Origin of the sequence: Mesorhizobium sp. M0659, from assembly GCF_040320605.1 — a bacterium.
In the GTDB taxonomy this organism is placed as follows: domain Bacteria; phylum Pseudomonadota; class Alphaproteobacteria; order Rhizobiales; family Rhizobiaceae; genus Mesorhizobium.
The window spans coordinates 360,460-376,080 of sequence record NZ_JAMYPY010000003.1 but is presented as its reverse complement, the minus strand read 5'-3'; the positions used below and the strand labels follow the sequence as shown (position 1 = coordinate 376,080).

Genomic DNA, 15,621 nt, shown 5'->3' with positions numbered 1-15,621 from the left:
CGATTATGGAAAAAACTGCTCCCACCGGTACGCCACTGATCGACATGCGCAACATCTCGATCGCGTTCGGTGGCATTCGCGCCGTCGACGATGCGTCCATCGATCTTTTCCCGGGCGAAGTGGTGGCGCTGCTTGGCCACAACGGCGCCGGTAAGTCGACGCTGATCAAGATCCTGTCGGGCGCCTACAAGCGCGATGCCGGCCAGATCTTGGTCAACGGCCAGGAGGCCTCGATCTCCAATCCGCGCGACGCCAAGAAATACGGCATCGAAACGATCTACCAGACGCTTGCGCTGGCCGACAATGTCGACGCTGCCGCCAACCTCTTCCTCGGCCGCGAACTGATGACCGCGTGGGGGACACTCGACGATGTCGCCATGGAGGCCGAGGCGCGCAAGGTGATGGGCCGGCTCAATCCGCGCTTCCAGCGCTTCAAGGAGCCCGTGATCAAGCTATCGGGCGGCCAGCGCCAGTCGGTGGCGATCGCACGCGCCATCCTGTTCAACGCCCGCATCCTGATCATGGACGAACCGACGGCCGCGCTTGGGCCGCAGGAGACGGCGCAGGTCGGCGAACTGGTAAAGCAGCTCAAGGCCGACGGCATCGGCATTTTCCTGATCAGCCACGACATTCACGACGTGTTCGAGCTTGCCGACCGGGTCTGCGTAATGAAGAACGGCCAGGTCGTCGGCACCGCGCTCACCACCGATGTGACGCAGGACGAAGTGCTCGGCATGATCATCCTGGGAAAGTGCCCGCCCGGCGCCATTCCCGGTCCGGGTGCGCTGAAGATCGCGGCCTGAGACCACGCTATCGTCAGCTGTCATGTTCACTGATGCTCGAGATCGATAAGCCGGCTAAATATGCATGATATGCCAGCTGTCATTATGGCTTGGCCGCGCCATTGTCTTGCCGCGGCGACTTGCCCATAAAGGTCCCGAACCGTCCATGGGCCTGCGTTGAAGAAGTTTTTCCCGATCCTTGCCTTCATTGCCGTTGCACTGATCAGCCTGACGATGGCGGGCTTCGCCTATTTCGCGACCCAGGAAGCGGCGCGCATCAAGTTCGAGGCGACGGCCGACGACGCGCTCAACCGCATCGAAAGCCGTATCGATCTGCATCTGTCACTGCTGCGCTCGACGCAGGCGCTGTTCGACGCCCGCAATGGCGAGATTTCAGGTAGCGAATTCAAGGCCTTCTTCAGCGCCCTCGATGTCGATAACAATTTCGCCGGCCTGCGCGGCATCGGCTATCTCAGGCTGGCCAAGACCGGTGACGAAGCGGCGGTCGAGCGCGACATGTTGCGCGACCGCGGCGCCGCCCACACGGTCTATCCGGACACGACACAGCCATGGCGCACGCCCGTCGTGCTGTTCGAGCCGCTCGACCCTGCCAACGAATCCACCATCGGCTACGACATGTTCACCGAGCCGGTGCGGCGCGAGGCGATCGAAAAAGCGATGGCCGATGACGCACAGCACGCAAGCGGTCTGGTCCAGCTCGGCCAGGACACTGGCGCGGCGCAGACCTTTACCGGTTTCCTGGTCTTCGTCAGGCTCAATGTCGAAACCGCGCCGGATGGTATCAATGCGTCCAGATCATCGACATCAGGCCTTCTCTACGCGGCCTTCCGCGCCCGCGACCTGTTCCAGACCGCGCTCAGCCGCACGCCTTTGCTGCCGGTCAACACCGCGGTCTATGACGGCACGGCCGACGCCGACAATCTTCTGTTCCAGTCGGAAACGCCGCCGGTTGCGAGCTTTGGCGACAGGCTGTTGGTGACGCGCAAGATCATCGTCGCCGGTCGGCCGTGGACGGTGCTGTTTCGGCCGACAAGTGCATTTTCGCAACCGTCCTCGCGCGCCATTCCGGTCATGCTCGGGCTGTTCGGCCTGCTTCTGGCCGGGGCCATCGCGTTGGTGGCGCGCTACCAGGAGCGCGCCTACGACGCCAAGTCGCTGCTGCATGAAACGACGGAAAAAAGCCTGCTCGAAAAGGATTTGATGCTGCAGGAGATGAAGCATCGGATCAAGAATTCGATCACGCGGGTGCTGGCGATTGCGCGCCAGACGGCAGCGCAAGCAACCGACGTGAAGGAGTTCTCAACTTCCTTCTCAGCCCGCCTGCAGGCAATGGCGGCTTCCCAGGATATGCTGACGCGTTCGCGCTGGCAGAAGGCCGATCTTGGCGACCTGCTGCGCATCGAGCTCGGCCAGGTGTTCGGCAAGGAGCTTCCGGAAGGGATATTGTCAGGGCCTCAGGTGCTGCTCGACGAGAGGACGACGCAGGCGCTTGGCCTGACCTTTCACGAACTGGCGACGAATGCGCTGAAATATGGCGAGGCCGGCAATTCCGTGGGTGCGCTCAAGGTCGACTGGTCGTTCGAGGGGCGCGGGTCCGAGCGGATGCTGGTTCTGAACTGGCGCGAGGCCGGGCAGAAGGAACTCGAAGCGCCGGCGAAGACCGGCTTCGGCACCAAGCTGATCGACCTCAATGTCACGCGCGAATTGCGCGGCACGATTGCCCGAGATTTTCGCATCGATGGGCTTACGGTGGAAATCAGGATCCCGCAGCCTGATGCAGTCAAACAAACGGAGACCGGCTGACCGGTCTCCGTCGCGATTGTCTGACGCTTTTGAAGCGGATCAGCAGCGAGCGGTGTAGAGCCGGCCGCGATTGTCGCGATACTGGCAATAGCCGTTGCGCAGGTTGCGCACCAGCAGGCCGGAACCGGCGCCAACGGCTGCGCCGATCAGCGCACCCTTGCCGCCGCCGATCAGTCCGCCGGCCAAAGCACCGACACCGGCGCCGACACCGACATCCTGCTCGGTCGTGCTGCAGCCGCTGACGGCGACCACCGCAACCATGGCAATAATCAATTTCCGCATAGAATCTCTCCTCACTTTTGTCCTCACTTTAGTAAGCTCCAGCCGCTATTTAGCACGAAACAGCAGCCTTTGCCCGCTCGATCTTATTGTTGGCTAAGAGAGTCTTTTTCGCGGCGCGTGGCGTTCGACGCGACCACGACACTGGAAATCTGCAAAGACGCGTCGAGGGTGCCGTCCGGGCGCACGTTCCAGACGATCTGGTCGTAATCATCTTCCAGCGCGGGGTCGACCGTAAGACATTTGGCAACGACGTGCTCGGCCTGACCCTGCACGTCGCCGGCAGCGAATGGACGTTCTGCCGTGCATGCTTCGGCGGTTTCGAAAACACTGACCGGCACCGGCAGTTCACGGCATTCGGTCATGTTGTTCGAACAGCCAATTACCAGAAGCAAAGCGGCGATGTGTTCCACGGCGACACGTCCTCTCGCCATAAGAACGGTCCACAGCCGTCAAAGTTCCTGTGCCGAAAGGGGCGTTAATAATTGGTCGGCTACGAGCTGGACAGTTTCTGAGCCAGGCTGCTTGGGAGCAGCGTGAACCTGAGCATCTGGCTCAGACCAATTGCGACGCCACGATCAGCACAACAGCGGCGACGAGCGCGACAGCGGCGACGCGAAGCAAGGGATGCCAGGCGTGCTGCAAAGGCGAGGCTGAAGCGTCAGGATCCTGAAAGCCGCTCATCGACACCCGGGCGGCCTGCTCCAGCCTGTTCATATCGGCAACCGTCATGATCATTCCTCCCATACTCGCGTTGCAGGCTGCGGCCGAAACATCGGTTGAATCGGTCAAGATCCAGCAATCTCTGGGAACCACAGCATCGGATTTTATGGTGAACAGCCGGTTAAGGAATCCCGCCGCTCATTCGGTTTCGAAATTGCCGTGCGGAACGACGAGGCGATATTCGAGGCGGTCACTGGTGATCTCCAGCGTCGCCGTGCCGTTCAGCGATGCCGGCACGACACGTTCGAGGGCAACGCTGCCGAAGCGTTTCTCGGTGCGCCTGTTATCATTGGCGACAATGGCCTCGACCCAGGTCAGCGACAAAGCCGGCTTGTCTGCGGCCTCTGCGACGTTCGACAGATCGGCGGTTACCTCGACAAAGCCGTCCGGCCGCGCCAGGGCGCCGTAGCTGAATGAATTGACGGCGAGTTCGTGCATTGCCAGTCCAATATGAATGGCCGCGTTGGGATTGAGGTAGGGGTTGACGCCATTGAAGCGCAGGCTCTGCGCGGGATCGGCGCCGTAGCGAACGACCTGGCCGCGGATAAGCTCGCGAAGTGCTGCACCCCGCCAGTTCGACGACGTTACCAGATCCTGGGAGGAAGCCAGTGACTGCAGGCGGCCGCGAAAGCGCTTCAGGAAATCGTCGGGTGTCTCGGAATAGCGGCCGGTCTGGGTGGCAATACTTTGGATGATGGCCAACAGGTTCTTGGAGCGGTGGCTGACTTCGCGCAACAGCGTCTTCAGCGTCTGTTCGCGGCGTTTCTGCTCGGTGGTTTCCACCATCGTGGTGACGACGCCCTGCACGTCGCCGCGATTGCCCCGATCGGCATCGACCCATACCTGGAACCAGCGCATGCCATCACCGGTGGGAACACTCAGTTCAAGGCGTTCCGGATTGCCGGAAGCGATCACATTGCTTTTGGCGGCGGCGATTTGCTCAGCTTGCGCCGGTGGCAACGCGCCGTTGCTGTCGGCTGTGTCGGAAACCCACGGCGCACGCATGTTGCGGGCCCATACAGTCTTCAATTCACGATCCTGATAGAGGACGGAAATGCCGGCATTGTGCAGAGCGTGAAGCAAGGCCCGGCCAAGCTGCATTCCGCTTTCAGCCGGGTGCAGTGCGATCACCTCGTCGCCCTGTCCGCTCTCGCCTCCGCCAATGGAACGCATCAATCACCTGTCCACCTGATCAGGACCGAACGATTCACTTGGACTCAGTTCCTGAGTAGGTCCCCAGAAAAGGTCCGCCGGACGATGTCCCGTTGGAGGACATCGCCCGGCGGTGGCTGGAAACCGTTTGAGGGGTGCGGCTTCCAGTGTTCGCCCGCTCCTACGATGCCCGTCTGAACAGGCCGGCCAGAAGCGAGATGACGAGGAAGGCGAGAAAGATGAAGAACAATATTTGCGCGATACCGGCCGAGGTACCGGCGATGCCGCCGAAACCAAGCGCGCCGGCGATGATCGCCACGACGAGAAATACGAGCGCCCAGTAGAGCATGATCTGTCTCCTTCCGATACTGGATCAAGAACGTGAGTGATTGCTGTTTGTTCCACCATTTGCCGAAAAAGAAGGTCTTTGGAAGAGGCCCGGACGCGAATTGATTCGCGCGCGTGAGCGCCATACGGCGCGACGGGCAGCCGCCGATCGCCGGGTTAGGCGATCGCCAGTGCCGCCAACGCTGCGAGGCGGCGAAAAGTTGGGGATTGAAGGCCCTACTTCACGCGGCGGCCTTGGCCTGCCGGTCGAAGAACAGCGCTTGGCTGATCAGCGCCTTGACCATGTCGGGATTGAACGGCTTGGTGACGAGGAAGGCCGGTTCAGGCCGCTCGCCGGTCAGCAGACGTTCGGGGAAGGCGGTGATGAAGATTACCGGCACCGAAGTCGACGACAGGATTTCGTTGACCGCATCGATACCCGAGCTGCCATCGGCAAGCTGAATGTCGGCCAGCACCATCTTCGGCCTTGTCTTGCCGAACATCGCCACCGCCTCGGTATGGGTGCGCGCGGTTCCGACCACGTGGTGGCCGAGGCTCTCGACCATTTCCTCGATGTCCATGGCGATCAGCGGCTCGTCCTCGATGATCAGCACATCGGTCGCCACCTGGCGAGAGATCTCGTTGCTCGCCTGGGCAAGCAGTTCGGAGAATTCCTTGGCGTCGACATCGAGAATTTCAGCTGCCTCGTCTTCACCGAAGCCTTCGACCGCGACCAGCAGGAAAGCCTGGCGTGGCCGTGGCGCAATGGCGTTCAGATTGGCGGCGGCGCGCTGCTCCCATGCCGATTGCGCCTGCTCCTGCGGAACGCGGATGGCAATGGAGGTGAACAGTTTGGCGAATACCTTGTAGAGCGCGATGCGGTCGCTTGACGCTTGCGGGAAGATGTCGACGTCGGCGATGATGGCTTCGAGCATCGCGGCTACCAGCGCATCGCCACTCTCCTGCGATCCGGATACGGCGCGTGAAAAGCGGCGCAGGAACGGCAGGTGCGGAGCGATGGTTGCGGAAAGGCTCATGGTAGACGTCTCCCTCAGATGACGTGATTGCATAGATTGCAGGTCAAGCTGATTGCAAGCCCCAACACCCAAACGCGGGTTTTGCGAAAAAGTTCCGACACTTGTGGAACGAAACTGCACGGGCGACGTTTGTGGTGCGATGGGCAACCAGACGAGGGGGCCGCTTTGCGTTGTGTAATGGGGCGGCTCGGGGCGCTGGATTTAAGGGCGAAATGAAGGACATGAATAAAGAAACGCTGGCTGGCGCCGCTGACAGGCGCCGGGCCAATTCCGGCGACCCGCTCGGGGCGAATTCGGAAATTGGCCGTAAACTCAAACAGTATTATGACGAGCTGGTCTCGGACAATGTGCCGGATCGCTTTGCCCAGTTGCTCAGCCAACTGGAAAAGGCCGAACCCGCACAGAAGAAGGACTGAGGCATGGCAGCTGTCTCACAAGGGTTCAAGACCGACCTGCTCGGCTCGATCCCGAGCCTGCGGGCTTTTGCCGTGTCGCTGACGCAGAATGCCGACAAGGCCGACGATCTGGTGCAGGAGACGCTGGTCAAGGCTTGGGACAAGCATGAGAGCTTTCAGCCCGGCACCAATCTCAAGGCATGGCTGTTCACCATCCTGCGCAACGAGTTCTATTCCCAGATGCGCAAGCGCGGCCGCGAGGTGCAGGACAGCGACGGCATCATGACGGCCAGGCTTGCCGTTCATCCGGCTCAGCACGGCCAGCTTGACCTCAAGGATTTCCGCGGCGCGCTCGAGCAACTCCCCGAGGACCAGCGCGAAGCCATCATCCTCATCGGCGCTTCAGGCTTTTCCTATGAAGAGGCCGCCGAAATCTGCGGCTGTGCGGTCGGAACGATCAAGAGCCGGGTCAGCCGGGCCCGCACGCGGTTGCAGGAGATCCTCAAAATCTCCGGCGAAGACGAATACGGGCCGGACGCGATCTCGTCCCAGGTGACGGGTTCAAACGCTGCCTGACGGCGGAGGCCCCGTTTGCGGGCCTGGGCTCTCTACACATACGCATCGAAGATATCTCAGACTGGCGCGCGTCCGCAGGCCGCCGCCAGAGCCTCGACGAGATCGGTCCCCGAATAAGGCTTGGTGACCAGGCGGATGCCGGGAAAAGACACTTTGATCTCATCCGGGTCCGAATAGCCGGAGGCAAAGACAAACGGCAGGCCCGATTGGCGCAGCCGCGAGGCGAAATCGAGTGTAGACGTTCCGCCCAGCATGAGGTCCACGATAGCGGCGTCGAACTCGCCAACGACCTTCTGCTCATCGATCTCGGCCAGAGCGCGGGCAATCACTACGTCGCTCGCGCCATGGTCGCGGCAAAGCTGCTCGACATCCATGGCGATCAGGAATTCATCCTCCAAGACAAGAATTCGCAATCCCTCAAGCAATGGCGGCACTTGGCAATCTCTCCTCAATTCTTGCAGCATCGGGTACAGTGACTCCAGTCAACCGCATCGCGGACCTTGGGGGATCGGTCAGGCCTTAATCCGAAAAGTTCGCCCACCGGCTCTACTCCACAAGCGAGCTTCGAATTCGCCTCAGTCGAGTGTAGCGAGTCATGATCGCTATTTGCCATCCTGTCATTTAAAAAAGACATGCCATCGGCAGCGGAACCGCGGCCTTGCAAAGGCGTAGCACTCAGTCTCTGGCAAGAGACTTTCGAAAGAGGGATCGAAATGTCTGGCCAGAATGGTCGTTCGTTTTCCAGCCGTCAGTACCCATGCGAGATCTGCCCGCTTCGGGCATTGCCGGTGTTCCGGGAATTCGAGAAGCAGGAGCTTGCCTATGTCAGCATGTTCAAGAAGGGCGAACTGGCCGTCGACAAGGGCGCCACAGTGCTGGTCGAAGGCAGCCAAAGTGCTCATCTCTACACCGTGCTTTCGGGCTGGGCCTTCCGCTACAAACTATTGTCGGACGGCAGGCGCCAGATCCTGAACTACTCCATGCCCGGCGATCTTATCGGGCTGCAGGGCAGCCTGATGGGCGAAATGCAGCACTCGGTCGAGGCGCTGTCGCCCATGCTGTTGTGCGTCTTCGAGCGTGAAAACCTGCACGAGCTCTACCGCAACCATCCGGGCCTTGCTTACGACATTACCTGGCTGGCGTCGCGCGAGGAGCGCATGCTGGACGAGAACCTGCTCAGCGTCGGTCGGCGCACGGCGGTCGAGCGCACCGCCTATCTCATTGCCTTCATCGCCAGCCGCGCGGCGGCAGTCGGGCTCAACGGCAAGGCGCCGGTGCAAATCCCGATTACCCAGCAGCATGTCGCCGATACGCTCGGCCTGTCGCTGGTCCACACCAACAAGACGATCCGCAAGCTCATCGATCGCAAGCTGATCGCCTGGCGCGACGGCGGTTGCGAAGTGATCGACGGGGAGGGGCTGAAGGATCTCGCGCGCTGGGAGGGCCTAAGCGAAGGCCGTCGGCCGCTGATCTGACAGGCAGGCCTCCATCTGGGGCTGGACTCGCACTTGCAAACACCCTTTCATGGATACGGTCTCCGATTTCGGAACCATGACGTGTGTCGGGCGTTTGAAGCCAAGCAAACGCAAGGAGTTTAGAATGGCAACTGCCGCAGGAAAAACCGCCAACGAAAGTCAGACGAACGCCGACCTGGAAGCCGACATTCGGCAGTTGAAGGCGGATATCGAAAAGTTGACCAAGCAATTGGCCAAGACCGGCGAACATGGTTACGGCACGGCGCGGCGCGCTGCTGCCGAAGGCGTCGACCAGTTGCGCGCGCAGGGCGAAGCCGTCTTCGACAGCCTGCGTGGCAACGCCAAGGATCTTGAGGCCCAGATCACGGCCAATGTGCGCGAGAAGCCGGTCACTTCACTGGCGATCGCGGCCGGCGTCGGCTTCCTGTTTGCGCTTCTTGCCCGGCGCTAGTTTCGACAGAGATGGGCATGCTGGCACCGCTTATCTCGGCCTTGGCCTCGGGTGAAGCCATTGCCGCCATGCGCCGCGCGCGCACGGCGGCAATCGTCTACGGGCTCGCCGCCGTGGCTGCCCTGTGCGGCCTCGGGTTTCTCCTGGGGGCGGCCTACATCTGGGCGGCTGACCGTTATGGCTCGATGGCCGCCTGTCTTGGCTTCGCGGCCGGTTTCCTGGTAACGGCCGGGCTTATCGTGCTCATTCATCAACTTGCGGCCGGAACGCGTGCGCGCCGACGTGCGCGAAGGCGCAATGCCGACCTGAAGGCGCTCGGTATCACCGCGGCGCTTGCCGTGCTGCCGGCCTTGCTCAAGGGGAAAGGCGGGAAGGGCGTCATTCTCGGCCCGATGATCGCGCTCGCGGCCTATGCCATCTACCGCGAGAACGTCAAACCGGATCCGGGCGATCCAGACAGCGAAGCCGACTAAAGCGCGTCGCGCTGATACGCTGTTCCCGGGAAAACCGCTTCGCACTTCTGAAATTGCTTTAAGCCGGCAGATCTTCAAGCGGCATCGATATTTCGGCGAACACGCCTTCGCTGCGGAATTCGTGGGTCACTTCGCTCGATAAAACCTTGGCGAGGCTGCGGCGGATCAGGATAGAGCCGAAGCCCTGGCGTTCCGGCGGGTCGACTTTCGGCCCGCCGCTTTCGCTCCAGGTCAGCACAAGGCGGCGCGCGCCTTTCTTGCCCGCCGCCTTCCAGTCGACATCGACCTTCCCCGAGCCAACCGACAGCGATCCGTATTGCAGCGCGTTGCTGGCCAGTTCGTGCATGATCAAACCGAGCCCCACCGCCTGGTCGGGCGAAAGCAGCAGCTCCGGACCGGAGATCACGATGCGCGGCCGTTCTGCCGAATCGAACGGCTTCACCTCGATCTGCATCAGTTCGCGAATACCGATGCCGCGCCATTCGCGATCCGACAGCAGGTTATGGGCAGCGCCCAGCGCCTGCAGCCTGGCGCCGAAGGCTTCCAGGAATTCGCTTGGGCGGCGAGCGTGGCGAACGGTCTGTGTGGCCAGCGCCTGCACGGTCGCCAGCGTGTTCTTGACCCGATGGTTGAGCTCGCGCAGCAGCAGCCTTTGCCGGTCCTCGCCGAGCTTGCGTTCCGAGATGTCGTAGTTGACGCCAAAGATCAGCGTCGGCTTGCCTTCGCCGTCGCGCTCGATGACGCGGCCGCGGGTGACTATCCAGCGCGGCGGATCGAAGCCTTTGACCCGGTATTCGCCGAAATAGTCGTCGCTGCCGGTCAGGGCATCGCGAAAGCGCGTCTCGGTCTGGTAGACGTCGCGCGGGTCGATGGCGGCCAGAATGTCGCGCGCCCGCAGCCGGTTCGAACGCGGCAGGTTGAACAGCTCCGACAAACGCACGTCGCATTCGATCATGTCGGTGCGGATATCCCAGGCCCAACTGGCGAGCGAGGCGGCGTCGAGCGCTATGGCTCGGCGCTTTTCCTCCTGCGCCAAAGCAGCCGTGGCAATGGCGCCGCTGCGGGTGGCGTCCTTGAGGGTAAACAGGCTGGCGGCGAGGCTGGCCAGCGATTTCAAATGATCGAGCGCGGCAGCGGACGGAAATTCATGCGGCTCCCGGTCGAGTACGCACACCGTGCCGACGCGCGCGCCGGCGACCACCATCGGCGCGCCGACATAAAAGCGGACATGGTGTTCGCCGGTGACCAGCGGGTTGCGGGAGAAGCGAGGGTCGATGCTGGCATCCGGCACCACCATGGGCTCGTCGCCGGCGGCAATGGTATGGGCGCAGAACGATATGTCGGTCGCGGTTTCGGTCTCGTTGAAGCCGACACAGGATTTGAACCACTGTCGTTCGGTGTCGAGCAGCGTGACGAGCGCGATCGGCGCCCGCATCACGGCGGCGGCAAGGCCGGTGATGCGATCGAAGTCGGGATCGGAGTCGGTGTCGATCGCGTCAAGCCCGTGCAGTACGGCAAGCCGCTCCGGCGCCGCCACGGCGCGGCGGACCTCAACCGGCAAACCAGCCTGCTTCGCCACCTTGCTATCCACCAAGCCCCCTCGCTTGCAGGCCCCACCCGCGGTGGCGCGCACCTTGCGCGGCCGTCGCGCGCCGGAACTTTTGTAGCAAGCAATCGTTACCCCACCATGTTTCGCCAGCGATGGTTTTATCCACCATCCCGGTTGCACGACAGGAACGCCGCCAATGACCAAGATCGCCCCTGAAAACAAAGCCCGTCAGGGGCGCTGGGGCTGGCACGGCCTGCGCATATTGGTCGCCGCGTTGCTCCTGGCTTTCATTGCTTGGGGAGCGGCCGAGATTTATGGCCAAAAGATAGATCCAGATACCCCTGAAAGCCAAGGGCAGCCCACCGGCCAGACCGCGCCGGCCAACCAGAGCGCGCCAGCCGGCGAGGGGCAGTCGGGCGGCTAGGGTTTTCCTCGTCATTCGTAATCGCATCAGGCGGCCTTTGCCTGGGCGGCTTGCGCCGGAACCAGGACGTTCAGTGCGCCAGGGTGAATCTGGATTGTCGTTTCACGCTCCAGCTTGACCAGTTCGCCGTCGATGACGGCGCCGAATTTCTTGCTCCCTGTATGGATTTTCACGATTGCCTTGTCGGCCTGATGAGTTTCGACATGATCGCTGTCGCGCCACCTGCCTCGAGCCATGTCGAAGAGCGCCCTGACCAGCTCGCCACGCTGCCGCGCCACGGTGACATAGATGCCGAGCACGCCGCCGGCAGGATTGTCGGCATAAGGCAGATGGCCTTCGCCAAACAGATTGTTGGAAATGCCGATGCCGCTGATGCGGGTCACGATCTCGGCTTCGCCGACCGTCAATGTCACCTTCATGGCGGGAGGATTGTTGATCGTCGTCCAAGCGGCCTTGGCCGAAGCGCGAATCTTTCCCAAGCGCGAGGCGAATTCCATATTGTCGCGCAGCTTTACCATCCTGGCGTGCAGGCCGATCGAGAACTGATGCACGAACGGCCGGCCATTCGCGCTCGCGATATCGACCGCCATGATCTCGCCGTCGGCAAAGGACTTCAGCGCGCCATCGATGGTCTGCGGAATTCCAAGGCCGCGGGCGAACAGGTTCATTGTTCCTGCAGGCAGGACGGCCAGCGCCTTCTTGCCATTCATCAGCCGCCCCGCGGCGGCCGAAATGGTGCCGTCGCCGCCACCGGCCAGCACGACGTCGATGTCGCGCCGCGCGGCGACCTTGTCGAGCGCCGCGACAATCTCTTTGCCGGCGACGATGTCGATATCGATGGAGTGACCAGCCGCCTCGAGCGTCTGGCGCATGCGGTCCGTTAGCGCGGAAAGATCGGTGGTCCGCAAGGTGCCGCCGTCCCGGTTCAGCACCGCTGCAAATCGCATGCCCCGCTCCGTATTCTTTTTTAAAGGCCGGAATGCCAGCCGCAGGCTGAAACGGGCAAGCTTGGCAAAGGTTCCATCGGCCGGGCGGGAATGTCGGGCGATTCCGCGGACTTGCCCAGGGTATTTCGATGCTCCCGTTTTTTCGGAACAAGCGCCTTGTCACAACGTTGTGATCCCACTGGAGGCGCCGCCTTCGGTCTCCCGGCAAGTGGTTTGCCGATTGCGGCGCGCATGAGATCACGCAAGAGGAGACTTAATCATGATCCGCACACTGTTCGCGACGACTGCACTCGCAACGCTGATCGCTACCGGTGCGTTTGCGCAGTCAACGACGACCCCGGCGACGACCCCAGCGCCGGCTGAAGCCCCTGCCACCATCGCGCCGGCGCCGCAACAGGCCGACGGCGCGCTGATGACCAATATCATCGGCGAGTCCGTGTACAATGGCACCGGCGACGATGCGCAGAAGATCGGTGACGTCAGCGACGTCGTCCTCGATGAAAACGGCCAGGCGAAATCCGCCATTATCGGCGTTGGCGGCTTCCTCGGCATAGGCAGCAAGAACGTCGCCTTCGACTACGGCAAGTTGCAATGGGTCGAGAGGAATGGTGACCGCTGGCTCGTCGCCGAGACGACGAAAGAAGCGTTGACGGCGCTGCCCGACTTCGACCGTAAGCCCTACGATCCGGCCTCGGCGCCTGCTTCCACGGCGCAGAACGACCCGCAGAAGCCGGTTGATCTCAACGCCGCGCCGTCAGATCCGGCGGTGAAACGCGCTGACGGCAATCTCGCAACCAACATCATCGGCGAGAATGTCTACAATGGCACTGGCGACGATGCCCAGAATATCGGCGACGTCAACGACATCGTGCTGACCAAGGATGGCAAGGCGCAGTCGCTGGTGATCGGCGTCGGCGGCTTCCTCGGTATGGGTGAAAAGAACGTCACCTATGATTTCGCCAAGGCGCGGTGGGCCGAAAAGAACGGCGATCGCTGGCTGGTGGCGCAGACGACCAAGGAGGAACTGCAGGCGCAGCCTGATTTCGACCGGAAGCCCTATGATCCGGCGCCCGTGACGACAACCTCCGACGCGACGCAGCCGACTGCTCCGGCTGCCCCGACGGCCGTTGCACCGGCTGACAATGCTCAGCCAGCGGACAAGACCGCGGAAGCTCCGGCCGGGACAAAGGCTACCGATCCGACGCAAACGGCAGCGATCGACAAGTCCACATTGACCGAAATGCCGGTCGGTAACATCAGAGGCGACGACCTGAAGGGCACCACCGTCTATGGCGCCAACGACGCCAAGGTCGGCGAGATCGGCGACGTCGTGCTCACGCCCGACAGCAAGCCGGATGCCGTCATCATCGATGTCGGCGGCTTTCTAGGCATCGGCGCCAAGGAGGTCGCGGTCGGCATGGACAAGCTCAAATTCATGACCGACAAGGACGGCAACAAATATCTCTACACCAACTTCACCAAGGAGCAGCTGCAGGCGCAGGCCGCCTATGACAAGGGCAGCTATGCTGAGAAGCGCGACCAGCAGCGGATGATGGTGCAGTAAGGGAATAGGCAGTAGGGATTGGGCAGTAGGCGAAAACCGAGTGACGAGGCATTAGCCGCCAGAACATTCTACTGCCTACTGCCTACTGCCTACTGCCTACTGCCTACCCACATACCCACCACCCCTTCGTCCGTCAGCTCTGCAAGCGCCAACGACTGGTCAAGATGCTCGGCGCGCCAGGCAAGCAGCCGCTCGGCAAATTCAAGCCGCACGCTGAGATAGGCCGGGTCGGCGGCAACGTTGGCCAGTTCGCCCGGACCCTTCTCCATGTCGAAAAGCAGCGGCGGCAGGCCGCCGAAATGCACGTATTTGAATTTTTCCGTACGGATGACGGCGAGGTTGCACTGGCGCGAGCCGATGCCGAAATGCCGTTCGGCCTCACCGCTGGCAATCGAGCGGAAGTCGAACTCCCAATGCGCCGCGTCGCGCCAATCCTTAGGCGGTTCATCTTGCAGGAACGGTTTTAGCGAGCGGCCGTCGAGATGCAGCTGGGCGTCGGCGTCAAGCAGATCGAGCAAAGTCGGAAAGATGTCGACTGCCTCGGTGAAGTGGTTGACGATCGAGCCGGCTGCATTGCCGCGTCGTGGGTCGCGCACGATCAATGGGATGTGATAGCTGCCGTCGAAGAAGCCGCCTTTGCCCAGCATGAAATGGTCGCCCATCATCTCGGCGTGGTCCGAAGTCAGCACGATGATGGTGTCATCCCATGCATTCGCCGTCTTGATCGCTTGCCAGATGCGGCCAAGCTGCGCGTCGACCTCCGAGATCATGCCGTAATAGATCGCGCGGATGGCCCGGATGTTGTCGTCGCCCCAGTCGCGCACGTGGCCGTCGGTGCCGGGGCGAAAGCTTCTCCGCTTCTGGCGACCAAGGTCGTAAGCCACATAGGGATGCCTTTGCGCCTCAGCCTGCCAAGTCTCGGCACGGCGGAAGGGCGGTCCGTCCGCCGGATCATACAGCGTGTTGTAGGGCTGCGGTACGACAAAGGGCGGATGCGGGCTGATGAAGGAGACATGCGCGAACCATGGCGCATCCTGTTCGTCCAGCCAGCGAATGAATTCGCCGGCAAGAAAAGCGGTCGGCGTCTCGTCCCTGGAATAGACCGGCGGCGCGCTGGTCACGGCGTCGCCCGCTTCCCCGCCCACGGGGCGGTGAATGCCGGGAGAGCCGGCGCTGGTGTCGACGCCACGTGCCTTCAGCCATGACAGCCATGGTTTCTGATGCTCAGGAAGGAACCGGCGAACGCTGAAGCCGGGCAGCACGCCCTCATAGCTTTTCAGCCGGGGATCGCCCGGCGCCATCGTGCGCGGATCGGGCGAGACGTCGGTGTAGCCGAACAAAGTCGGATCATAGCCGAGGGCGCGTGCCGAAAGCGCCATGTTGCCATGGCGGGCGTCGAGCGGCGTGCCGTTGCGGCAGACGCGATTGTTCATCTGGTAGAGGCCGGTGTAGAGGCACGCGCGGGCCGGCGAGCAGGGCGCCGCGCCGCCGTAATGCCGCATGAAAAGGACGCCTTCGGCGGCGAGCGCATCGGCATTCGGCGTCTTCACCACGGGATGGCCGGCAGCCGACAGGCAATCGCCCCGCCATTGGTCGCAGGAGATCAATAGGATGTTCGGGCGTCTGCTTTTCGCGGCCAATGC

General features: G+C 62.2%; 19 protein-coding genes. 9 read left to right on the top strand and 10 right to left on the bottom strand.

Translation table 11 applies throughout. From position 1 onward, the window contains the following. Positions 1-5: 5 nt before the first annotated feature. Positions 6-803, top strand: coding sequence for an ATP-binding cassette domain-containing protein (locus tag NKI31_RS07270; protein ID WP_023683966.1), 798 nt, complete (start codon positions 6-8; stop codon positions 801-803). A gap of 156 nt (positions 804-959) precedes the next feature. Continuing rightward, positions 960-2,606, top strand: coding sequence for a CHASE domain-containing protein (locus NKI31_RS07265; protein WP_023670103.1), 1,647 nt, complete (start codon positions 960-962; stop codon positions 2,604-2,606). Positions 2,607-2,645: 39 nt separating this feature from the next. Here the strand turns inward: NKI31_RS07265 and NKI31_RS07260 are convergent, their stop codons facing one another. The 6 genes from NKI31_RS07260 to NKI31_RS07235 form a co-directional block, all read right to left on the bottom strand. Continuing rightward, a complete protein-coding gene (locus tag NKI31_RS07260) occupies positions 2,646-2,888 on the bottom strand; it encodes a YMGG-like glycine zipper-containing protein (protein WP_023670102.1) in 243 nt (80 codons plus the stop codon). 83 nt (positions 2,889-2,971) lie between these two features. Then, on the bottom strand, positions 2,972-3,298 hold the full coding sequence (locus tag NKI31_RS07255) for a hypothetical protein (RefSeq protein WP_023670101.1): 327 nt from the start codon (positions 3,296-3,298) through the stop codon (positions 2,972-2,974). A gap of 142 nt (positions 3,299-3,440) precedes the next feature. Beyond that, on the bottom strand, positions 3,441-3,617 hold the full coding sequence (locus NKI31_RS07250; protein WP_023683964.1) for a hypothetical protein: 177 nt from the start codon (positions 3,615-3,617) through the stop codon (positions 3,441-3,443). 129 nt (positions 3,618-3,746) lie between these two features. Next, a complete protein-coding gene (locus tag NKI31_RS07245; RefSeq protein ID WP_023711673.1) occupies positions 3,747-4,781 on the bottom strand; it encodes a sensor histidine kinase in 1,035 nt (344 codons plus the stop codon). Positions 4,782-4,941: 160 nt separating this feature from the next. After that, the gene (locus tag NKI31_RS07240) at positions 4,942-5,109 is read right to left on the bottom strand and encodes a DUF1328 domain-containing protein (protein WP_023670098.1); all 168 of its coding nucleotides are present in this window, start codon (positions 5,107-5,109) and stop codon (positions 4,942-4,944) included. A gap of 220 nt (positions 5,110-5,329) precedes the next feature. After that, complete coding sequence (locus tag NKI31_RS07235; RefSeq protein ID WP_023670097.1) at positions 5,330-6,124, bottom strand: response regulator; 795 nt, start codon at positions 6,122-6,124, stop codon at positions 5,330-5,332. Positions 6,125-6,336: 212 nt separating this feature from the next. On the opposite strand from NKI31_RS07235, the gene NKI31_RS07230 reads away from it, so the two are divergent. Both NKI31_RS07230 and NKI31_RS07225 read left to right on the top strand, forming a co-directional pair. Then, positions 6,337-6,540, top strand: coding sequence for a NepR family anti-sigma factor (locus NKI31_RS07230; protein WP_023670096.1), 204 nt, complete (start codon positions 6,337-6,339; stop codon positions 6,538-6,540). 3 nt (positions 6,541-6,543) lie between these two features. Then, positions 6,544-7,095 carry a sigma-70 family RNA polymerase sigma factor gene (locus NKI31_RS07225; protein WP_023670095.1) on the top strand — a complete coding sequence of 184 codons (552 nt, stop codon included), beginning with the start codon at positions 6,544-6,546 and terminating at the stop codon, positions 7,093-7,095. A 56-nt stretch (positions 7,096-7,151) separates the two neighbouring features. Here NKI31_RS07225 and NKI31_RS07220 read toward each other — a convergent pair whose 3' ends face one another. Next, on the bottom strand, positions 7,152-7,529 hold the full coding sequence (locus tag NKI31_RS07220; RefSeq protein ID WP_023806536.1) for a response regulator: 378 nt from the start codon (positions 7,527-7,529) through the stop codon (positions 7,152-7,154). Positions 7,530-7,808: 279 nt separating this feature from the next. Between NKI31_RS07220 and NKI31_RS07215 the strand changes: the two genes are divergently transcribed. The 3 genes from NKI31_RS07215 to NKI31_RS07205 all read left to right on the top strand — a co-directional run bounded on the left by NKI31_RS07215 (position 7,809) and on the right by NKI31_RS07205 (position 9,494). Further along, a complete protein-coding gene (locus NKI31_RS07215) occupies positions 7,809-8,570 on the top strand; it encodes a Crp/Fnr family transcriptional regulator (RefSeq protein WP_023806537.1) in 762 nt (253 codons plus the stop codon). Between the two features lie 124 nt (positions 8,571-8,694). Beyond that, a complete protein-coding gene (locus NKI31_RS07210; protein ID WP_023670092.1) occupies positions 8,695-9,021 on the top strand; it encodes an ElaB/YgaM/YqjD family protein in 327 nt (108 codons plus the stop codon). 11 nt (positions 9,022-9,032) lie between these two features. Continuing rightward, positions 9,033-9,494, top strand: coding sequence for a hypothetical protein (locus tag NKI31_RS07205; protein ID WP_023706299.1), 462 nt, complete (start codon positions 9,033-9,035; stop codon positions 9,492-9,494). 58 nt (positions 9,495-9,552) lie between these two features. Here NKI31_RS07205 and NKI31_RS07200 read toward each other — a convergent pair whose 3' ends face one another. Next, entirely contained in the window at positions 9,553-11,073 is a 1,521-nt protein-coding gene (locus NKI31_RS07200) for a sensor histidine kinase (RefSeq protein ID WP_502899103.1), read from the bottom strand. Between the two features lie 166 nt (positions 11,074-11,239). Between NKI31_RS07200 and NKI31_RS07195 the strand changes: the two genes are divergently transcribed. Then, positions 11,240-11,467 carry a hypothetical protein gene (locus NKI31_RS07195; RefSeq protein ID WP_023696424.1) on the top strand — a complete coding sequence of 76 codons (228 nt, stop codon included), beginning with the start codon at positions 11,240-11,242 and terminating at the stop codon, positions 11,465-11,467. 26 nt (positions 11,468-11,493) lie between these two features. Here the strand turns inward: NKI31_RS07195 and NKI31_RS07190 are convergent, their stop codons facing one another. Continuing rightward, positions 11,494-12,414: a diacylglycerol/lipid kinase family protein gene (locus tag NKI31_RS07190; RefSeq protein WP_023696423.1), complete on the bottom strand. Its 921-nt coding sequence runs from the start codon at positions 12,412-12,414 to the stop codon at positions 11,494-11,496. Between the two features lie 259 nt (positions 12,415-12,673). Here NKI31_RS07190 and NKI31_RS07185 point away from each other — a divergent pair, with 259 nt between their 5' ends. Next, on the top strand, positions 12,674-13,978 hold the full coding sequence (locus NKI31_RS07185) for a PRC-barrel domain-containing protein (protein WP_352650989.1): 1,305 nt from the start codon (positions 12,674-12,676) through the stop codon (positions 13,976-13,978). Between the two features lie 89 nt (positions 13,979-14,067). Here the strand turns inward: NKI31_RS07185 and NKI31_RS07180 are convergent, their stop codons facing one another. Continuing rightward, on the bottom strand, positions 14,068-15,618 hold the full coding sequence (locus NKI31_RS07180) for an alkaline phosphatase family protein (RefSeq protein ID WP_352650987.1): 1,551 nt from the start codon (positions 15,616-15,618) through the stop codon (positions 14,068-14,070). Positions 15,619-15,621: the final 3 nt, after the last annotated feature.